Source organism: Bradyrhizobium altum, assembly GCF_020889705.1.
GTDB lineage: Bacteria > Pseudomonadota > Alphaproteobacteria > Rhizobiales > Xanthobacteraceae > Bradyrhizobium > Bradyrhizobium altum.
This window is the reverse complement of the sequence record NZ_JACMYP010000105.1, coordinates 13611-28443: the sequence shown is the minus strand read 5'-3', so window position 1 is coordinate 28443 and position 14833 is coordinate 13611. Positions and strand designations below refer to the sequence as shown.

Here is a 14833-nt window from a genome sequence, read left to right as displayed (position 1 = left end):
ACATTGCGCCGCGCGGCGTTCGGCGCCGGCAAGGCGGCGCCCTGCGTGCCGGTCGCCGCGACCGATCCGCTCTACATCCTCTACACGTCGGGCACGACCGGAATCCCGAAGGGCGTGGTGCGCGACAATGGCGGGCATCTCGTGGCGCTGAAATGGTCGATGCACAATCTCTACGGCGTGAAGCCGGGCGAGATCTGGTGGTGCGGCTCCGACATCGGCTGGGTGGTCGGCCACTCCTACATCGTCTATGGCCCGCTGATCCACGGCGCGACCACGATCATGTATGAGGGCAAGCCGGTCGGCACGCCGGATGCCGGCGCGTTCTGGCGCGTGATCAGCGAGCACAAGGCGGTTGCCTTCTTCACCGCGCCGACCGCATTCCGTGCGATCAAGAAGGAAGACCCCGAGGGCAAGCTGCTGAGGAGCTACGACCTCTCGCGCTTCCGCACGCTGTTCCTCGCCGGCGAGCGCGCCGATCCGCCGACGGTGGAATGGGCGGAGCAGCAGTTGAAGGTGCCGGTCATCGATCACTGGTGGCAGACCGAGACCGGCTGGTGCATCGCCGGCAATCCGGTGGGGCTCGGCATGCTGCCGGTCAAGCACGGCTCGCCGACGGTGCCGATGCCGGGCTATCAGGTCGACATCGTCGACGAGGCGGCGAAGCCGGTCCCCGCGGGCACCATGGGCTCGATCGTGATCAAGCTGCCGATGCCGCCGGCCTGCCTGCCGACGCTGTGGCAGCAGGACGATCGCTTCAGGGACGCCTATCTCACGGAATTCCCCGGCTACTACAAGACCTCGGATGCCGGCTACAAGGACGCGGACGGCTATGTCTGGGTGATGGGCCGCACCGATGACATCATCAATGTCGCCGGCCACCGGCTCTCCACCGGCGGCATGGAGGAGATCCTCGCCTCGCATCCCGATGTCGCCGAATGCGCCGTGCTCGGCATCAAGGATGCGATCAAGGGCGAGGTGCCGTGCGGTTTCCTGGTGCTGAAGGCCGGCGTCACCAAGGCGCCCGATCAGGTCGAGAAGGAGGTCGTGGCGCTGGTGCGCGAGAAGCTCGGCCCGGTCGCCGCGTTCAAGCTCGCGATCACGGTGGCGCGGCTGCCGAAGACCCGTTCCGGCAAGATCCTGCGCGGCACCATCAAGAAGATCGCCGACGGCGAGCCCTGGACCATGCCGGCAACGATCGAGGACCCCAAGGTGCTCGACGAAATAGGCGAGGCGCTGAAGGGCAAGGCGTAGCTCTTGTCGCCTCGCCCCGCCTGCGGGGAGAGGCCGGATCGCATGGTAACGCGATCCGGGTGAGGGGGAGTCTCCGCACACTCGCTGCATTCATTTTGTGGAGGCGGCCCCTCACCCCAACCCTCTCCCCGCAAGGGCGGGGCGAGGGAGCGCTGGCACTTCCCGCGCCTGAGGTCGCCACGCGCGGAACAAGACCTGCGCATTCGGAAGCAAAATGGCCTTGATTTTGATGGATTGCCGGGTCATCCCGGCCTTTCCTGTCATATGCCACGAGATACGGACCACCGGATGCGATCCATTTCCGCACGCGCGCCTCTTGCATTGCTGCTCGCACTGCCGCTGCTGGCAGGCTGCCTCGAGCGCGGCCGATCGCCGATCGCGGAGAGCATGGGCGACGACGATCAGTACTGCCAGGGCAACGGCAAGGTCGCGGTCGGCTCGCCCGAATATGTCGCCTGCCGCAAGGATCGCGACGTCCAGCGTCAGAATGCCGAAGCCCGCACCGATCGGCGGCAGCGCGATCTCGGCGAATACATGATGAACAATCCGGATCGTCACTAGGCGCCATGGTCACCGCCCGTCCGGTGAGGTATGCGTGGTCGGCCGCCGGGCCGAATTCCGGCAAGATATCGGCGCGCCGCATGCGATCACGAGCGGCTGTTTTGGATGAGACCAGGTCCTGTGCTTGTGGAAGGCGAGCTCGCGTTGGAGCGTGACAGGATCGGAGAGCTCGACGGGCTGCGTGCGATCGCGTTGCTGATCGTCGTCATCTGGCACTATTTCGGCGCGCCGGACGGTCCGCAGGGCTTGCCATGGAAATTGCTGCATGTCGGCCGCTTCGGCGTCGACCTGTTCTTCATTCTGTCCGGCTATCTCATCACGGATATTCTGCTGCGCCACCGCGCGGCCGAACGATATTACTCGGCCTTCTACGGCAGGCGTGCGTTTCGCATCTGGCCGCTCTACTACCTGATGTGCGGTTGCGCGGCGATCGGCTGGTATTTTTCGTTAAGCCCTGATCTGTTCGACACCAGGGGCGTGCCCGGCTGGCTGTATCTGTTCGGCTTGCAGAATTTCGGCATGGCCAAGGCGCAGACTGACGGCGCCTACTTTCTGGCCGTAACCTGGTCGCTCGCGATCGAGGAGCAGTTTTACCTGCTGTTTCCGTTGCTGGTCCGGAACATCCCGTCCGAGCGGCTGTTCGCGATCCTGCTCGTGCCGATCCTGATCTGTCCGATCGGACGCCTGATCGATAGCGCGCTGCCGGACGCCTACGGCTGGTACGTGCTGCCGCAATTCAGGATCGATTCGCTTGCGATCGGCGCGCTGATCGCCTGGTGGCGCCTCTATCGCAAGCCGGATGCCGAGGTCTCCAGACGCGTCGCCGCCATCCTCGAATGGTCGAGCATTTCGCTTCCCCTGCTGTGGCTGTTCGGATGGAAGCGCTGGTCGGTGGCGTTCTCGCACACGCAGGTCGAGATCTTCTTCGGTGCTCTGCTGTTCGTCGTTCTGGACAATCGCGGCTCGCCAAAACTCGCGCTGCTGCGCAGTTCGGTCGCGACCTTCTTCGCCAGGACGTCCTACGCGGCGTATCTCACCCACCACGTCATCCTGTACCTGCTGTTCGCCGTGCTGCATCAACCGAGGACAGTCGGGAGCCTCGCCGGCATCTCGCTGACCTTCGGCGCGCTCGCGCTGACGTTCGGGCTGTGCGCCCTCAGTTATCGCTATTTCGAACGTCCGCTGCTCGATTTCGCCCATCGCCGCTTCTCGTTCGGGTGGGCGAAGGCGGGCCACCGGCTCGCGGGATCAAGGCTGCTTGTGCCGCAAACAAAAACGCGGCGGGTTGCCCGCCGCGCTTTGTAGTCCGATCTTCGCGAAACGGAGCCGACGCCTACTCTTCGTCGTCGGCCTTCTTGCCGCCGATCGTCTTCAGCTTGGCGAACACGGCATCGACATTGAGATCGTCGTGCCGCTCGATCGGCTGATCGTCCAGCTCGTCCTTGCGCGTGGTCTCGGAGGCCGGCAGCAGCGTGGCGCCGCCGTAGACGGTCGTGGTCGGCTTCTCCTTGGCGGCGCGCTGCACCTCGAAATCGAGCTCGATCTGCGAGCACAGGCCGAGCGTCACCGGGTCCATCGGGGTCAGGGTCGAGGCGTTCCAGTGGGTGCGGTCACGCACGCTCGCGATCGTGGTCTTGGTGGTGCCGACCAGACGCATGATCTGGGCGTCCTTCAGCTCGGGGTGATTGCGGACCAGCCAGAGGATCGCGCTCGGCCGCTCGTGGCGGCGCGACACCGGGGTATAGCGCGGGCCCTTCTTCTTGGCGGCGGTCGGCAGCACCACCTTGCTCTCCTGGAGCCTGAGGCGGTAGTTCTGGTCCCGCTCGCCGCGCTCGATCTCCTCGCGGGTCAGCTGGCCGTTGGAAATCGGGTCCATGCCCTTGATGCCCTGGGCGGCGTCGCCGTCGGCGATGGCGCGGACCTCCAGGGGGTGCATCTTGGTGAAATCGGCCACCTGATCGAACGTCAGGGCGGTATTATCGACCAACCACACGGCAGTCGCCTTCGGCATCAGCGGTGCGTTGCTCATGGCAAATCTCCTTTGTGCTTCGCCCACCTCTGTCGAGGCGAAGCTGGTAGTCATCGGCGATGACGGGAATTATAGGGCCTATATAAGCCCTCCGGGGGGAATGGCGCAATGGGCCAGCAAAATCGCCTTGACAGCGCCCGAAAGCAGTCCCAAGTCCTTATCCTAACTGGCCGTTCCCCGCCCGCCGGCGAGGGGTGATTCGGTCCCGAGATTGCCCCGAGACAGCCTGATGTCAGCGAAAAAACCCGATCTTAGAATCGTGCTTTGTTCCCCCCGCGGCTTTTGCGCCGGGGTGGTCCGCGCCATCGATACGGTCGAACGCGCGCTCACCATTTATGGTGCCCCGGTCTATGTCCGGCACGAAATCGTCCATAACAAGTATGTGGTCGACAGCCTGAAGACCAAAGGCGCCATTTTCGTCGAGGAATTGGCCGAAATCCCCGACGATACCAACGCGCCGGTGGTATTTTCGGCCCACGGTGTTCCCAAGTCGGTTCCGGCCGAGGCCAAATCCCGCAATTTCTTCTCGCTGGACGCGACCTGCCCGCTGGTGACCAAGGTCCACCGCGAAGCGGCGATCCATTTCAAGCGCGGCCGCGAGATCCTGCTGATCGGGCATTCCCATCACCCCGAGGTGGTCGGCACCCTGGGCCAGCTCCCGGTCGGCGCCGTGACCCTGATCGAGACCGCCGAGGATGCAAAGACCTTCGTCCCGAAGGACCCCAACAACCTCGCTTTCGTGACCCAGACCACGCTGTCGATCGACGACACCGCGGAGATCGTAGCGCTGCTCAAGCAGCGCTTCCCGAACGTCAACGGTCCGCACAAGGAAGACATCTGCTACGCCACCACCAACCGCCAGCTGGCGGTCAAGAAGGTGGCGCCGGTCGTCGATGCCCTGATCGTGGTCGGCGCGCCGAACTCGTCGAACTCGCAACGCCTGCGCGAGGTCGCCGAGCGCGAGGGCTGTCCCATTGCCGTGCTTGCACAACGTGCCAGCGACATCGACTGGAGCAGGTTCGAAGGCATCACGAGCCTCGGCATCACCGCGGGCGCCTCGGCGCCGGAAGTGATCGTCGAGGAGATCATGGGCGCCTTCGCCGAGCGCTTCGAGCTTCACGTGGAGACGGTCTCGGCCGCGGAAGAGAACGAGTTCTTCCCGCTGCCGCGTTCGCTGCGGCCCGACGCTGCCGCCGCGGAATAGACCATATGGCGGTTTACACCGACGTTGCCGCCGAAGACCTCGCGGAATTCCTCAAGAGCTACGACATCGGCGAATTGCTCTCCTACAAGGGCATCGCCGAGGGCGTCGAGAATTCGAACTTCCTGCTGCACACCAGCCAGGGCGCCTACATCCTCACGCTCTATGAGAAGCGCGTGGCCGAGGACGACCTGCCGTATTTCCTGTCGCTGATGGCGCATCTCGCCGAGCGCGGGGTGTCGTGCCCGCAGCCGGCGCGCAACCGCAAGGGCGAGGTCTACAGCCGGCTTGCCGGCCGGCCCGCTGCGATCATCAATTTCCTCGAAGGCGTGTGGCCGCGGCGGCCGAACGTGGCGCATTGCTCAGGCGTCGGCGAGGCGCTGGCGAAAATGCATCTGGCCGGCCGCGACTTTCCGCTGGTCCGCAACAATCCGCTGTCGGTCTCCGGCTGGCGACCGCTGTTCGATCTCGCCGCCGCGCGGGCCGACAGCGTGCAGCCGGGTCTGCGCGACTTCATCGCACGCGAGCTCGATCATCTCGAGGCCTCGTGGCCGGCGGGCCTTCCGGTCGGCGTGATCCATGCCGATCTGTTTCCCGACAACGTCTTCTTCCTCGGCGACAAGCTCTCGGGCCTGATCGACTTTCCGTTCGCCTGCAACGACATCCTGGCCTACGACGTCGCGATCTGCCTCAACGCCTGGTGCTTCGAGCCGGATCATTCCTTCAACGTCACCAAGGCGCGCGCGCTGCTCAATGCCTACCGCGAGCGGCAATTGTCGGCGGCTGAAGAGGCCGCGCTGCCGCTGCTCGCGCGCGGCGCCGCGCTCCGTTTCCTGCTGACGCGCCTGGTCGATTTCCTCAACGTGCCCGCGGGTGCGCTGGTGCAGCCGAAGGACCCGCTGGAATACGTCCGCAAGCTGCGCTTCCACCAGAACGTCGCTGCTATCAACGACTACGGCATCACGCCGGCAGGATGCGTGGCGTGAGCGACAAGCCGCATGTAATCGTCTTTACCGATGGTGCCTGCTCCGGAAACCCCGGACCGGGCGGCTGGGGCGCGATCCTCAGATTCGGCGACGTCGAGAAGGAATTGAAGGGCGGCGAGGCGCACACCACCAACAACCGCATGGAGTTGATGGCGGCGATCTCGGCGCTGGAAGCCCTGAAGAAGCCCTGCGTGGTCGACCTCACCACCGACAGCCAGTACGTCCGCCAGGGCATCACCGGATGGATTCACGGCTGGAAGCGCAATGGCTGGCGCACCGCCGACAAGAAGCCGGTGAAGAATGTCGAGCTGTGGCAGCGCCTCGACGCCGCGCTGAAGCCGCACGAGGTGCGTTGGCACTGGATCAAGGGCCATGCCGGCCACGCCGAGAACGAACGCGCCGACGAGCTGGCGCGCGAAGGCGTGGCGATGGCGAGGTTGAAGGGGTAGGCGTACGGGCGCGCCGCATACCGGCTGCGTAGGGTGGGTAACTGTGTAGGATGGGTAGAGCGAAGCGAAACCCATCACTCGCCCCGCCCGGCACGAAGCCGATGGATTTCGCTACGCTCTACCCATCCTACGGTTCTGCAATTTTCGGCGGTCCGTTGCTTACCACTGATATCGCAGCATGCCCTTGCCGGCATAGCTGGCCGTCACGCTGGAGAACTCGCCCTCGAAGGTTGCGGCCGCCGACAAGCCGTTCAGCCATTTCATCTCGACCGATGCGGTCGTGAGCGCGGAGTTACTGGGCTGGGCGGCGCCGTTGACCACAAAGGATGCGCCAGGCAGTGCCTGGAACGTGCCCGTGACCGAGCGGTCAGGATCGTAGTCATGCGCCCAGGCAAAGCGGCTGCGCAATGTCAGCACGCCGTTCGAAACCGCAAAGGATTTGTCGGTGCGGATGCCGAGTTCGCTGCGGCTGTCGGTTGTGCTCCGGCTGGCATAGGCGAGCGCAAAGGTCGACGCGCCGGTCACGGCGCCCTCGGCATAGGCCGGCAGGTTGAACGTCGTGAACTGCCCCGCGGCATAAGGCGTGATGCCGATGCCGCCGATCCACGGCGTGACGAAGCGGTAGCCGCCCTCGAGGCGGCCGGAATACGCATTGGCATTGAATTCGGCGCGAAGCTGGTCGACGCCGGCGACCGTGACGGTGCGGTTCGTCGTGACGTCCTGCCAGCCATAGGCGAGCCCGGCCGAGACGTAGGCCGCACCTTCGGTGTGGCGCACATAGGCGCCGGCCTGGAACAGATCGGAGCGGCCGGAGCCGCCATTGGTCACCGAAAAATTCGTGCCGCCGCCGGCCAGCGCGAAGCCGGCGACGGTGTTGGGCGAGAACTGGTAGTCGGCGCCGACCGCAGTGCCGTAGATGCTGCTGCTGGTGTTGTTCGATCCCGTCGCCGTGCTGCCGTCGGTCGATTGCGAGCCGCCGAAACCCGCCACCCACACGTTCCAGCGCGGCTGGTACGGCGCCGCGGGCGGCGCCTTGGTGAACATCGCATAGGCGTCGTTGGTCTTCCTGACCGCATAGGCGCTGGCGCTTTCTTCGGCGAAGCCCCGCGCGCCCGGCATGACATCGGCTCCGCCGCTCCGGTTGGCGAAGGGATCGGTCATCACCCCCATGAACTGGCTCATGGCGTCAAATGTCGTCTGCTGCGAGGCGGTCGCGGTTTCGCCGGAGATCTGCGTCAGCGCATTGGACAGGTTGGTGCCGGTCAGCGCGAACAAATTGAGGAAGCCGGGCGGCAGCGTGCCGCCGCCGTTGAAGAAGTTGTTCAGCGTGTTGGCGATGCTTTGCTGATTGCCGTTGAATGCCCCTGGCGCTATCCCGCCGCCACCGCCGCCGGGCGTGACAGGTGGACGCGGGCCGAGCGTCGAGACCAGATTGAGCACCACGTCGGTGTTGGTGTAGCTCAGGCTCGCGACGAAGTTGGCCAAATTGACGGTCTTCAGCCCATCGAACGTGGTGCCGCCGAGTCCGGCCGAATGCAGGATGGTATATTGCTTGCTCAGGCTGCTGCCGGCGGTGAACACCGCCTGCACATTGCCGGCCAGCGCGGCCGTGCCATTGACATTGACGAGCGACGCCGTCGCGCCGTTGACCTGCACCAGATAGAGCGCGCCTGAGGTGAAGGCGAGATTGCCGGCGACCGTCAGCGTCCCCGGGGTGCCGGTGAGCGGTCCCGGCACGGTGGTGCCCAGACCCGGCACCACGGTGCCGGGCGCCAGGATGCCGCCGTTGATCAGCGTCGTGCCGACCGTGCCGGTACCGCTGAGCACGCCGGGGATATTGAAGGCACTGTTGACCGTGGTCAGGGCCGAGCTCGCAATCGAGCCGTCCACCTGGAGCATGCCGCCCACGGTGGTATTGCCGGTGTATGTATTGGTGCCCGAGAGAACCACCTTGAGCGTTGGCGCGATGAAGGGCACGACGAATGAGCCGGTGCCGGCCAGCGCCGCGCTGATATTGCCCGATTGGACCTGGAAGGTCCCTGACGAGGCGAGGGTGCCGTTGGCGATCGTGCCGCCGAGCATCGACAGGCCGCCATTCTGCGTTTGCGAGGTGCCGCCGAGATCGAGCGTGGAGCCTGGGCTCAGCAGCTGCAGCGAGTTTGACGCAAGACCGAGGGTGCCGGCGCCGCTCAGCCGCAAGCCGCCGAAGCCGAGCACGGTCACGCCTGAATAGGTGTTGGTGCCGGAGAGCGTCAGGGTCCCGTCGGAGAATTTGGAGACTGTGCCGCTGCCCGAAATGACACCGGAGAATGTGGTGTCCCCCATGTGGAAGCCGCTCAGCCCGAGGCCTCCCTGATTCCCGAGGGTGACGTTGCCTGCGCCGGCCAGCGAGGCGATATTGACCAGGTGGCTATTGAGATCGAGGGTGGCACCGGCAGCGACCGTGAACGCGCTTTGCTGTGCGAACACTAGGTCGTTTCCGGCGCGCAGCGTCCCGGCGACAATGTTTGTCGGCCCGCTGTAGCCGTCGGTGCTCGATAGCAGTCTGAGTGTGAGCGTGAGTGTGCCGGCCCCGGTCTTGGTCAGACCGCCGGGTCCGCTGAATGATCCACCGAAGCTCACGTCGTTGCCGTTGGTGTCGAACGTGCCGCCGCCCGCATTCATGGTCACGGCGCGCGTTGCCGCGAGCGTGAAGCTGTTGGCGAATTGCAGCGTGCCGCCGTTGAAGGTGAGGCCGCCGGTCGCCGCGCCGAGATTCTGGTCGGCCGCCACGGATAGCCTGCCGCCGGTCAGGGTCGTGCCGCCGGTGTAACTGTTGGCGCCGGTGAGGCTTGTGCTGCCCGCCAGCACATTGACCGAGCCGGCGCCGCTGATCGTCGGGGCGAAGACGTAGTTTGTCGATGTGTGGTTGAAGTTGATCGTGCCGGTGCCGGCGCCGAACGATACGCTCGCGGTATTGAGCGTGCCGGGAGCGGCCGCCAGGCTTCCGGCACCCGCCCCGATATTCAGCGTCGCTCTCGATCCGGCCTGGACCGCCAGCTGGAGCGCTGCCGCCGTCACCGAGCCGCCATTGGCAATCGTCAGCGTTCCGGCGCCGCCGCTTCCGACGACGATGTTGCCGGTCGACGTCCAGGTCGAACCGGCGCCGGTCACGGTGACCGCGCCTTGCGAACCGGACGAGAGACCGAGCGTGCCGGTCGAACTGGCCAGCGTGCCGCCGCCGATCGTCAGCTGGCCGGTGCTGGACAACCCGACTTGCAGATTCGTCGTCGCGGCACCCGGCGTCCCGATCACGGTTGGATTGGGCGTGACGGTATCCAGTTTCGCGTCGGTGCCGGCTGTCGGAACGCCGTTATTCCAGTTGCCGGGGGTGAACCAGTCGGAGGAGGTCGTGCCGGTCCAGACGGTCTGTGCGAGCGCGGGACCGCTCGCCGCGCACAACACAATCAGGCCGCCAAATGCTTGCGCGCGCCGCAACTTCATGATGCCCCCCGCGGAACGGTTTCGGGCCGTGATTCCCGTTCACCGCCTGCGTCCCAACCTTTAGTTGAAGGTACTCTTCGAGGGCTACAGACACAAGATGTCTACGGAGACACAAACCGTGAGGTGTTGTCATCCCGCAGACATAAACCGCAGCGATTCGAAGCGGCAGGCGCCTGCCACGAGGCCCGCTGGGTAGGATGGGTAGAGCGCAGCGAAACCCATCATCTCATCCGCGGCTCGAAGCCGATGGGTTTCGCTGCGCTCTACCCATCCTACGGATCAGCCATCCCGGCTATCGCCATGCCCAAAACTGTCATCGCCCGCGAAAGCAGGCGATCCAGTATTCCAGAGTTGCTCGATTGCAGGGTGGGCAAAGGCGCGCTAGGGCCGTGCCCACCATCAACTGCTGTGCTCGTGATGGTGGGCACGCTTGCGCTTTGCCCAACCTACGACGCGTCCGCTCAGAGCTGCCCGAGCAGCGTGTCGCCACCGGAGACTTCGACCTTGCCCGGAGCGGGCTCCTTGTTGAGCTTCTTGACCACGCCGTCCTCGACCAGCATCGAGTAGCGGTGGGAGCGGATGCCGAGGCCGTTGCCGGAGGCGTCGAGCTCCATGCCGATCGCCTTGGCGAAGTCGGCATTGCCGTCGGCGAGGAAGATGGCTTCGTCGCGCTGGTCGGTGTCGCGCTTCCAGGCGTTCATCACGAAGGCGTCGTTGACCGAGACGATCGCGATGGTGTCGACGCCCTTGTTCTTCATGGCATAGGCGTTGAGGAAGATGCTCGGCAGATGCATCTTGTGGCAGGTGCCGGTGTAGGCGCCGGGCACCGCGAACAGGGCGACCTTCTTGCCCTTGAAAATGTCGTCGGTGGTTTTGACCTGCGGACCTTCGGCGGTCATTACGCGAAACTTGGCTTCCGGCAGCTTGTCGCCAACATTGATCGTCATCGTTGTTCTCCCTCGGTGAAGCGGAATTGTCTTAAACCCGGCGGTTGGACCGCACAATACGACCTGCTGCGGGAACGGCAATGCCGAAGCGCAGTCACCGTTCCGTCATCAGCCGGAAAACCCGCCGGCGTCGAGAAAGGCCTGCTCGTCCGCGGTCGTCGCCCGGCCCAGCACCCGGTTACGGTGCGGGAAGCGGCCGAACCGGCGGATGATGTCGGCGTGGTCCTCGGCATATTTCAGGTTGTCGGGATGGCAGTCATATTGCCGGAACAGCGTCACGCAGCGCTGCTGGTCGTCGAGGTCCTCCGAATGCTCGAAAGGCAGATAGAGGAATTCGCGCAGCACCGGGTCGGTCCGCGCATCGACGCCGCGGTCGATGGCGCGCCTTGCCACTTCACGCGCCAGCGCGTCACTTGAAAAGGTCCTGGCGTCGCCTCGAAACAGGTTTCGCGGAAACTGGTCGAGCACGATGGTCAGCGCCAGCGCGCCCTCGTCGCTTGCCTCCCATGACGACAATTCGCCGGCAGCCGCCTTCTGCCAGGTGGCAAGGAAGCGGCTGCGGATTTCGGCATCGAAGGCGTCGTCGTGCTTGTACCAGCGGTCGCGGCCGGCTTCTCGCCAGAACGCGATGACGTCGGCAGGCGTCGCGAAGCGCACGTCAGTCGTATCCAACGTCAGCCTCACTCACGCTCTACGCCGCGGCCTTCTTCTCGTCGCGCAGCTCGCGACGCAGGATCTTGCCGACATTGGTCTTCGGCAGGTCGGCCCTGAACTCGATCTGCTTCGGCACCTTATAGGCGGTGAGCTGGGTGGCGCTGAACTTGATGATGTCCTCGGCGGTGATGTTGGGGTCCTTCTTGACCACGAACGCCTTCACCGCCTCGCCGGACTTCGCATCGGGCACGCCGATCACGGCGCATTCGAGCACCCCCGGATGGCTCGCCAGCACTTCCTCGATCTCGTTCGGATAGACGTTGAAGCCGGAGACCAGGATCATGTCCTTCTTGCGGTCGACGATCTTGGTGTAGCCGTTCTCGTCCATCACGCCGATGTCGCCGGTGCGGAAATAGCCGTCTGACGTCATCACGCGCGCGGTCTCGTCCGGCCTGTTCCAGTAGCCCGCCATCACCTGCGGACCCTTGGCGCAGATCTCGCCGGCCTCGCCGATCGGCAGCTCGTTGCCGTCGTCGTCACGGATCGACAGATGGGTCGAGGGCACCGGCAGGCCGATCGTACCGGAGAAACTTTCGATGTCGGCGCGGTTGCAGGTCAGTGTCGGCGAGGTCTCCGACAGCCCATAGCCTTCCGAGAGCGGGATGCCTGTCACCTTGAGCCACTTCTCGGCGACCGGCTTTTGCGTCGCCATGCCGCCGCCATTGGCGATCTTCAGCTTGGAGAAATCCAGTTTGTCGAAGCCTGGCGTGTTCAACAAGCCATTATAGAGCGTGTTGACTGCCGGAAAAAAGCTGACCTGATATTTCGTCAGCTCCTTGATGAAGCCGGCCATGTCGCGCGGATTGGGGATCAACAGATTGGTGCCGCCGGAGCGCACGCCCAGCAGGTAGCAGGCAGTCAGGGCGAAGATGTGATAGAGCGGCAGCGCGCAGACGATGACCATCTGGTCGACGATCGGTGGCTTCTTCAGCGCCGGCTGCAGCCAGGCGTCATTCTGCAGCACGTTGGCGAGCACGTTCTGGTGGATCAGCGTGGCGCCCTTGGAAACGCCGGTGGTGCCGCCGGTATATTGCAGGAAGGCGACGTCCTGGCGCGTCAGCACGGGCTTGTTGAGCTTCATGCCGCGGCCGGCCGACAGCGCCTCGTTGAAGCTGACCGCACCCGGGATCGACCAGGCCGGCACCATCTTCTTCACCCGGCGCACCACCAGGTTGACGATCACGCCCTTGAAGCCGAGCAGGTCGCCCATGCTGCCGACGATCACCTGCTTCACCGCGGTGTTAGGCAGCACCTTCTGCACGGTGGTGGCGAAGTTCTCCAGCACGATGATCGCTTCCGCGCCGGAATCCTTGAGCTGATGCTCGAGCTCGCGCGGGGTGTAGAGCGGATTGACGTTGACCACGGCATAGCCGGCGCGCAGCACGGCGGCGGTTGCAACCGGATATTGCAGCACGTTCGGCATCATCAGCGCGACCCGGGCGCCCTTCTGCAGGCCCTTGCTCTGCAGGTAGGCGCCGAGCGCCGTCGACATCTCGTCGAGCTCGCGATAGGTGATCGCCTTGTCCATGCAGATGAACGCCTTGCGATCGGCGAACTTCTTGAAGCTTTCTTCCAGCAATTCGACCAGCGACGAATATTGCGTGACGTCGATATCGGCGGGCACGCCGGCCGGATAATGCTTGAGCCAGATGCGCTCCATAATGGCTATTCCCTCTCATATAAATTTGGCTGATGTCCCGGATTGCTTCCGGGTTTTCCGACCCTTGACCGTGTCTTGGCCGCGTTATTTCAGGCAGTATTGAGCGATGCCGCGGCCAATGGCAAGCCGCTGCGCGCTATCGACGCATTGGGAGATCGGAGGGGGTGGCGCTCTGCTAGCCTGCCGGCTTGGCGTCGGCCTTCGGCTTCTCGGCCTTGGGCTTCGCAGCAGGCTTTGCCGCCGCCGCCGGCTTGCCGGCAGGCTTTGCAGCGGCAGGCTTGTCCGCGGCGGGCTTCGCAGCTGCGGCATCCGGCTTGGCGTTGGCGTGACGCACCGGCTTGGCCGCCGGCTTGTTCTCTGACTTGGAGGCGCTCTTGCTGTCACCCTTGGCGTCATCAGCCGTATCGGACTTCTTGCCGGCGACACGGGTGTGCTTGCCCTTGGCGCGCTTGGCCGGCTGCATCTTCTCGGTGTCGGCATCGACCGCGGCGATCAACGCAGCACCGGTCTTGGTCGGTCCCGTATAAACCACGATCGGTTCGGACGCCGCCGCCGGCTGCGCCAGCAGGTCGGCCGGTTTTGTCGGCATCGCGGCCTGCAGGCCCGAGGCGAAGAAGCTCACGCCGCTGTCGCCGTTGGTGCTCGCGCCGGCGCTGGCGACGGTGTCTTCTCCGTCCTCGTCGCTGGCGGGCCGCTTGTGCTTGGCGCCGCACATCTCCTCGCGCAGGTTCGGCGGGGTGGAATCGATCGGCACCAGATTGTCGACGGTGCCGAGCGAGGGCCGCAGCCACGCCAGCCCGTTATTGGCAAAGCCGCGATCCAATAGCTGCGCGGCGCGGATCGCGCGCATGCGGCCCGAGGAGGCGCCGAGCACCACGGCGATCAGCCGCTTGCCGTCGCGCGTCGCCGACGCCACGAGATTGTAGCCGGAGGCGCAGATGAAGCCGGTCTTGAAGCCGTCGGCGCCGGGATAGCGGCCGATCAGCTTGTTGAAGTTCTGGGTGATGCGGCGGCCGAAGCGGATCGACGGGATGTGGACGAAATACTCGTATTCCGGCAGGTCGCGGATGATGGCGCGGGCGAGGATCGCCATGTCGCGCGCTGAGGTGATCTGGCCGTCGGCGGGCAGGCCGTTCGGGTTGACATAGCTCGTTTGCGTCATACCGAGCCTCGAGGCGGTCTGGTTCATTTCGCCGGCAAAGCCGTCGATCGAGCCGCCGATGCCCTCGGCCAGCACCACGGCCATGTCGTTGGCCGACTTCACCAGCATCATCTTCAGCGCGTTGTCGACGGTGACCTGGGTGCCGGGCCGAAGGCCCATCTTCGAAGGCGACTGCGATGACGCGGTCGGCGACACCGTGAGCAGAGTGTCGAGCGACACCCGGCCATCCTTGACCGCCTTCAGCGTTACATAGGCGGTCATCAGCTTGCTGAGCGAGGCCGGATACCACGGCATCGTCGCATTGTCGGCCTGCAGCACCTTCCCGGTATCGGCCTCGACGACCAGCAGCGCCTCGGCCTGCGCGATCTGCGGCGTTGCGATGGCGAGCAT

Annotated in this window: 12 protein-coding genes; 6 read left to right on the top strand and 6 right to left on the bottom strand. The window is 65.0% G+C overall.

Annotation, left to right across the window (positions count from 1 at the left end; translation table 11 throughout):
* From H8B02_RS24090 to H8B02_RS24080, 3 genes are all read left to right on the top strand, one after another.
* Positions 1 to 1251 (top strand): AMP-binding protein (locus tag H8B02_RS24090; RefSeq protein ID WP_229168564.1); only part of this gene is annotated, 1251 nt, incomplete at its 5' end.
* Positions 1252 to 1539: 288 nt separating this feature from the next.
* Positions 1540 to 1812: a hypothetical protein gene (locus H8B02_RS24085; RefSeq protein ID WP_229168563.1), complete on the top strand. Its 273-nt coding sequence runs from the start codon at positions 1540 to 1542 to the stop codon at positions 1810 to 1812.
* 105 nt (positions 1813 to 1917) lie between these two features.
* A complete protein-coding gene (locus H8B02_RS24080; protein ID WP_229168562.1) occupies positions 1918 to 3117 on the top strand; it encodes an acyltransferase family protein in 1200 nt (399 codons plus the stop codon).
* Between the two features lie 28 nt (positions 3118 to 3145).
* Here the strand turns inward: H8B02_RS24080 and H8B02_RS24075 are convergent, their stop codons facing one another.
* Positions 3146 to 3841: a DUF1013 domain-containing protein gene (locus H8B02_RS24075; RefSeq protein ID WP_050405544.1), complete on the bottom strand. Its 696-nt coding sequence runs from the start codon at positions 3839 to 3841 to the stop codon at positions 3146 to 3148.
* 229 nt (positions 3842 to 4070) lie between these two features.
* Here H8B02_RS24075 and ispH point away from each other — a divergent pair, with 229 nt between their 5' ends.
* Genes ispH through rnhA form a run of 3 tightly spaced genes read left to right on the top strand, consistent with a single transcriptional unit; the run spans position 4071 to position 6477 of the window.
* Entirely contained in the window at positions 4071 to 5045 is a 975-nt protein-coding gene (gene ispH, locus H8B02_RS24070) for a 4-hydroxy-3-methylbut-2-enyl diphosphate reductase (protein ID WP_092118785.1), read from the top strand.
* 5 nt (positions 5046 to 5050) lie between these two features.
* On the top strand, positions 5051 to 6028 hold the full coding sequence (locus H8B02_RS24065) for a homoserine kinase (protein WP_229168561.1): 978 nt from the start codon (positions 5051 to 5053) through the stop codon (positions 6026 to 6028).
* Positions 6016 to 6477 carry a ribonuclease HI gene (gene rnhA / locus H8B02_RS24060; RefSeq protein ID WP_171947839.1) on the top strand — a complete coding sequence of 154 codons (462 nt, stop codon included), beginning with the start codon at positions 6016 to 6018 and terminating at the stop codon, positions 6475 to 6477. The genes H8B02_RS24065 and rnhA overlap by 13 nt, the downstream gene beginning before the upstream one ends.
* A 159-nt stretch (positions 6478 to 6636) precedes the next feature.
* On the opposite strand, the gene H8B02_RS24055 is transcribed toward rnhA, so the two are convergent.
* The 5 genes from H8B02_RS24055 to H8B02_RS24035 form a co-directional block, all read right to left on the bottom strand.
* Positions 6637 to 9960 carry an autotransporter outer membrane beta-barrel domain-containing protein gene (locus tag H8B02_RS24055; RefSeq protein WP_229168560.1) on the bottom strand — a complete coding sequence of 1108 codons (3324 nt, stop codon included), beginning with the start codon at positions 9958 to 9960 and terminating at the stop codon, positions 6637 to 6639.
* Positions 9961 to 10421: 461 nt separating this feature from the next.
* Complete coding sequence (locus H8B02_RS24050) at positions 10422 to 10907, bottom strand: peroxiredoxin (protein ID WP_229168559.1); 486 nt, start codon at positions 10905 to 10907, stop codon at positions 10422 to 10424.
* A 108-nt stretch (positions 10908 to 11015) separates the two neighbouring features.
* Positions 11016 to 11579, bottom strand: coding sequence for a DUF924 family protein (locus H8B02_RS24045; protein WP_229168558.1), 564 nt, complete (start codon positions 11577 to 11579; stop codon positions 11016 to 11018).
* Between the two features lie 19 nt (positions 11580 to 11598).
* On the bottom strand, positions 11599 to 13281 hold the full coding sequence (locus H8B02_RS24040; protein WP_229168557.1) for a long-chain fatty acid--CoA ligase: 1683 nt from the start codon (positions 13279 to 13281) through the stop codon (positions 11599 to 11601).
* A 175-nt stretch (positions 13282 to 13456) separates the two neighbouring features.
* Positions 13457 to 14833 carry a D-alanyl-D-alanine carboxypeptidase family protein gene (locus H8B02_RS24035; RefSeq protein WP_233287753.1) on the bottom strand — a complete coding sequence of 459 codons (1377 nt, stop codon included), beginning with the start codon at positions 14831 to 14833 and terminating at the stop codon, positions 13457 to 13459.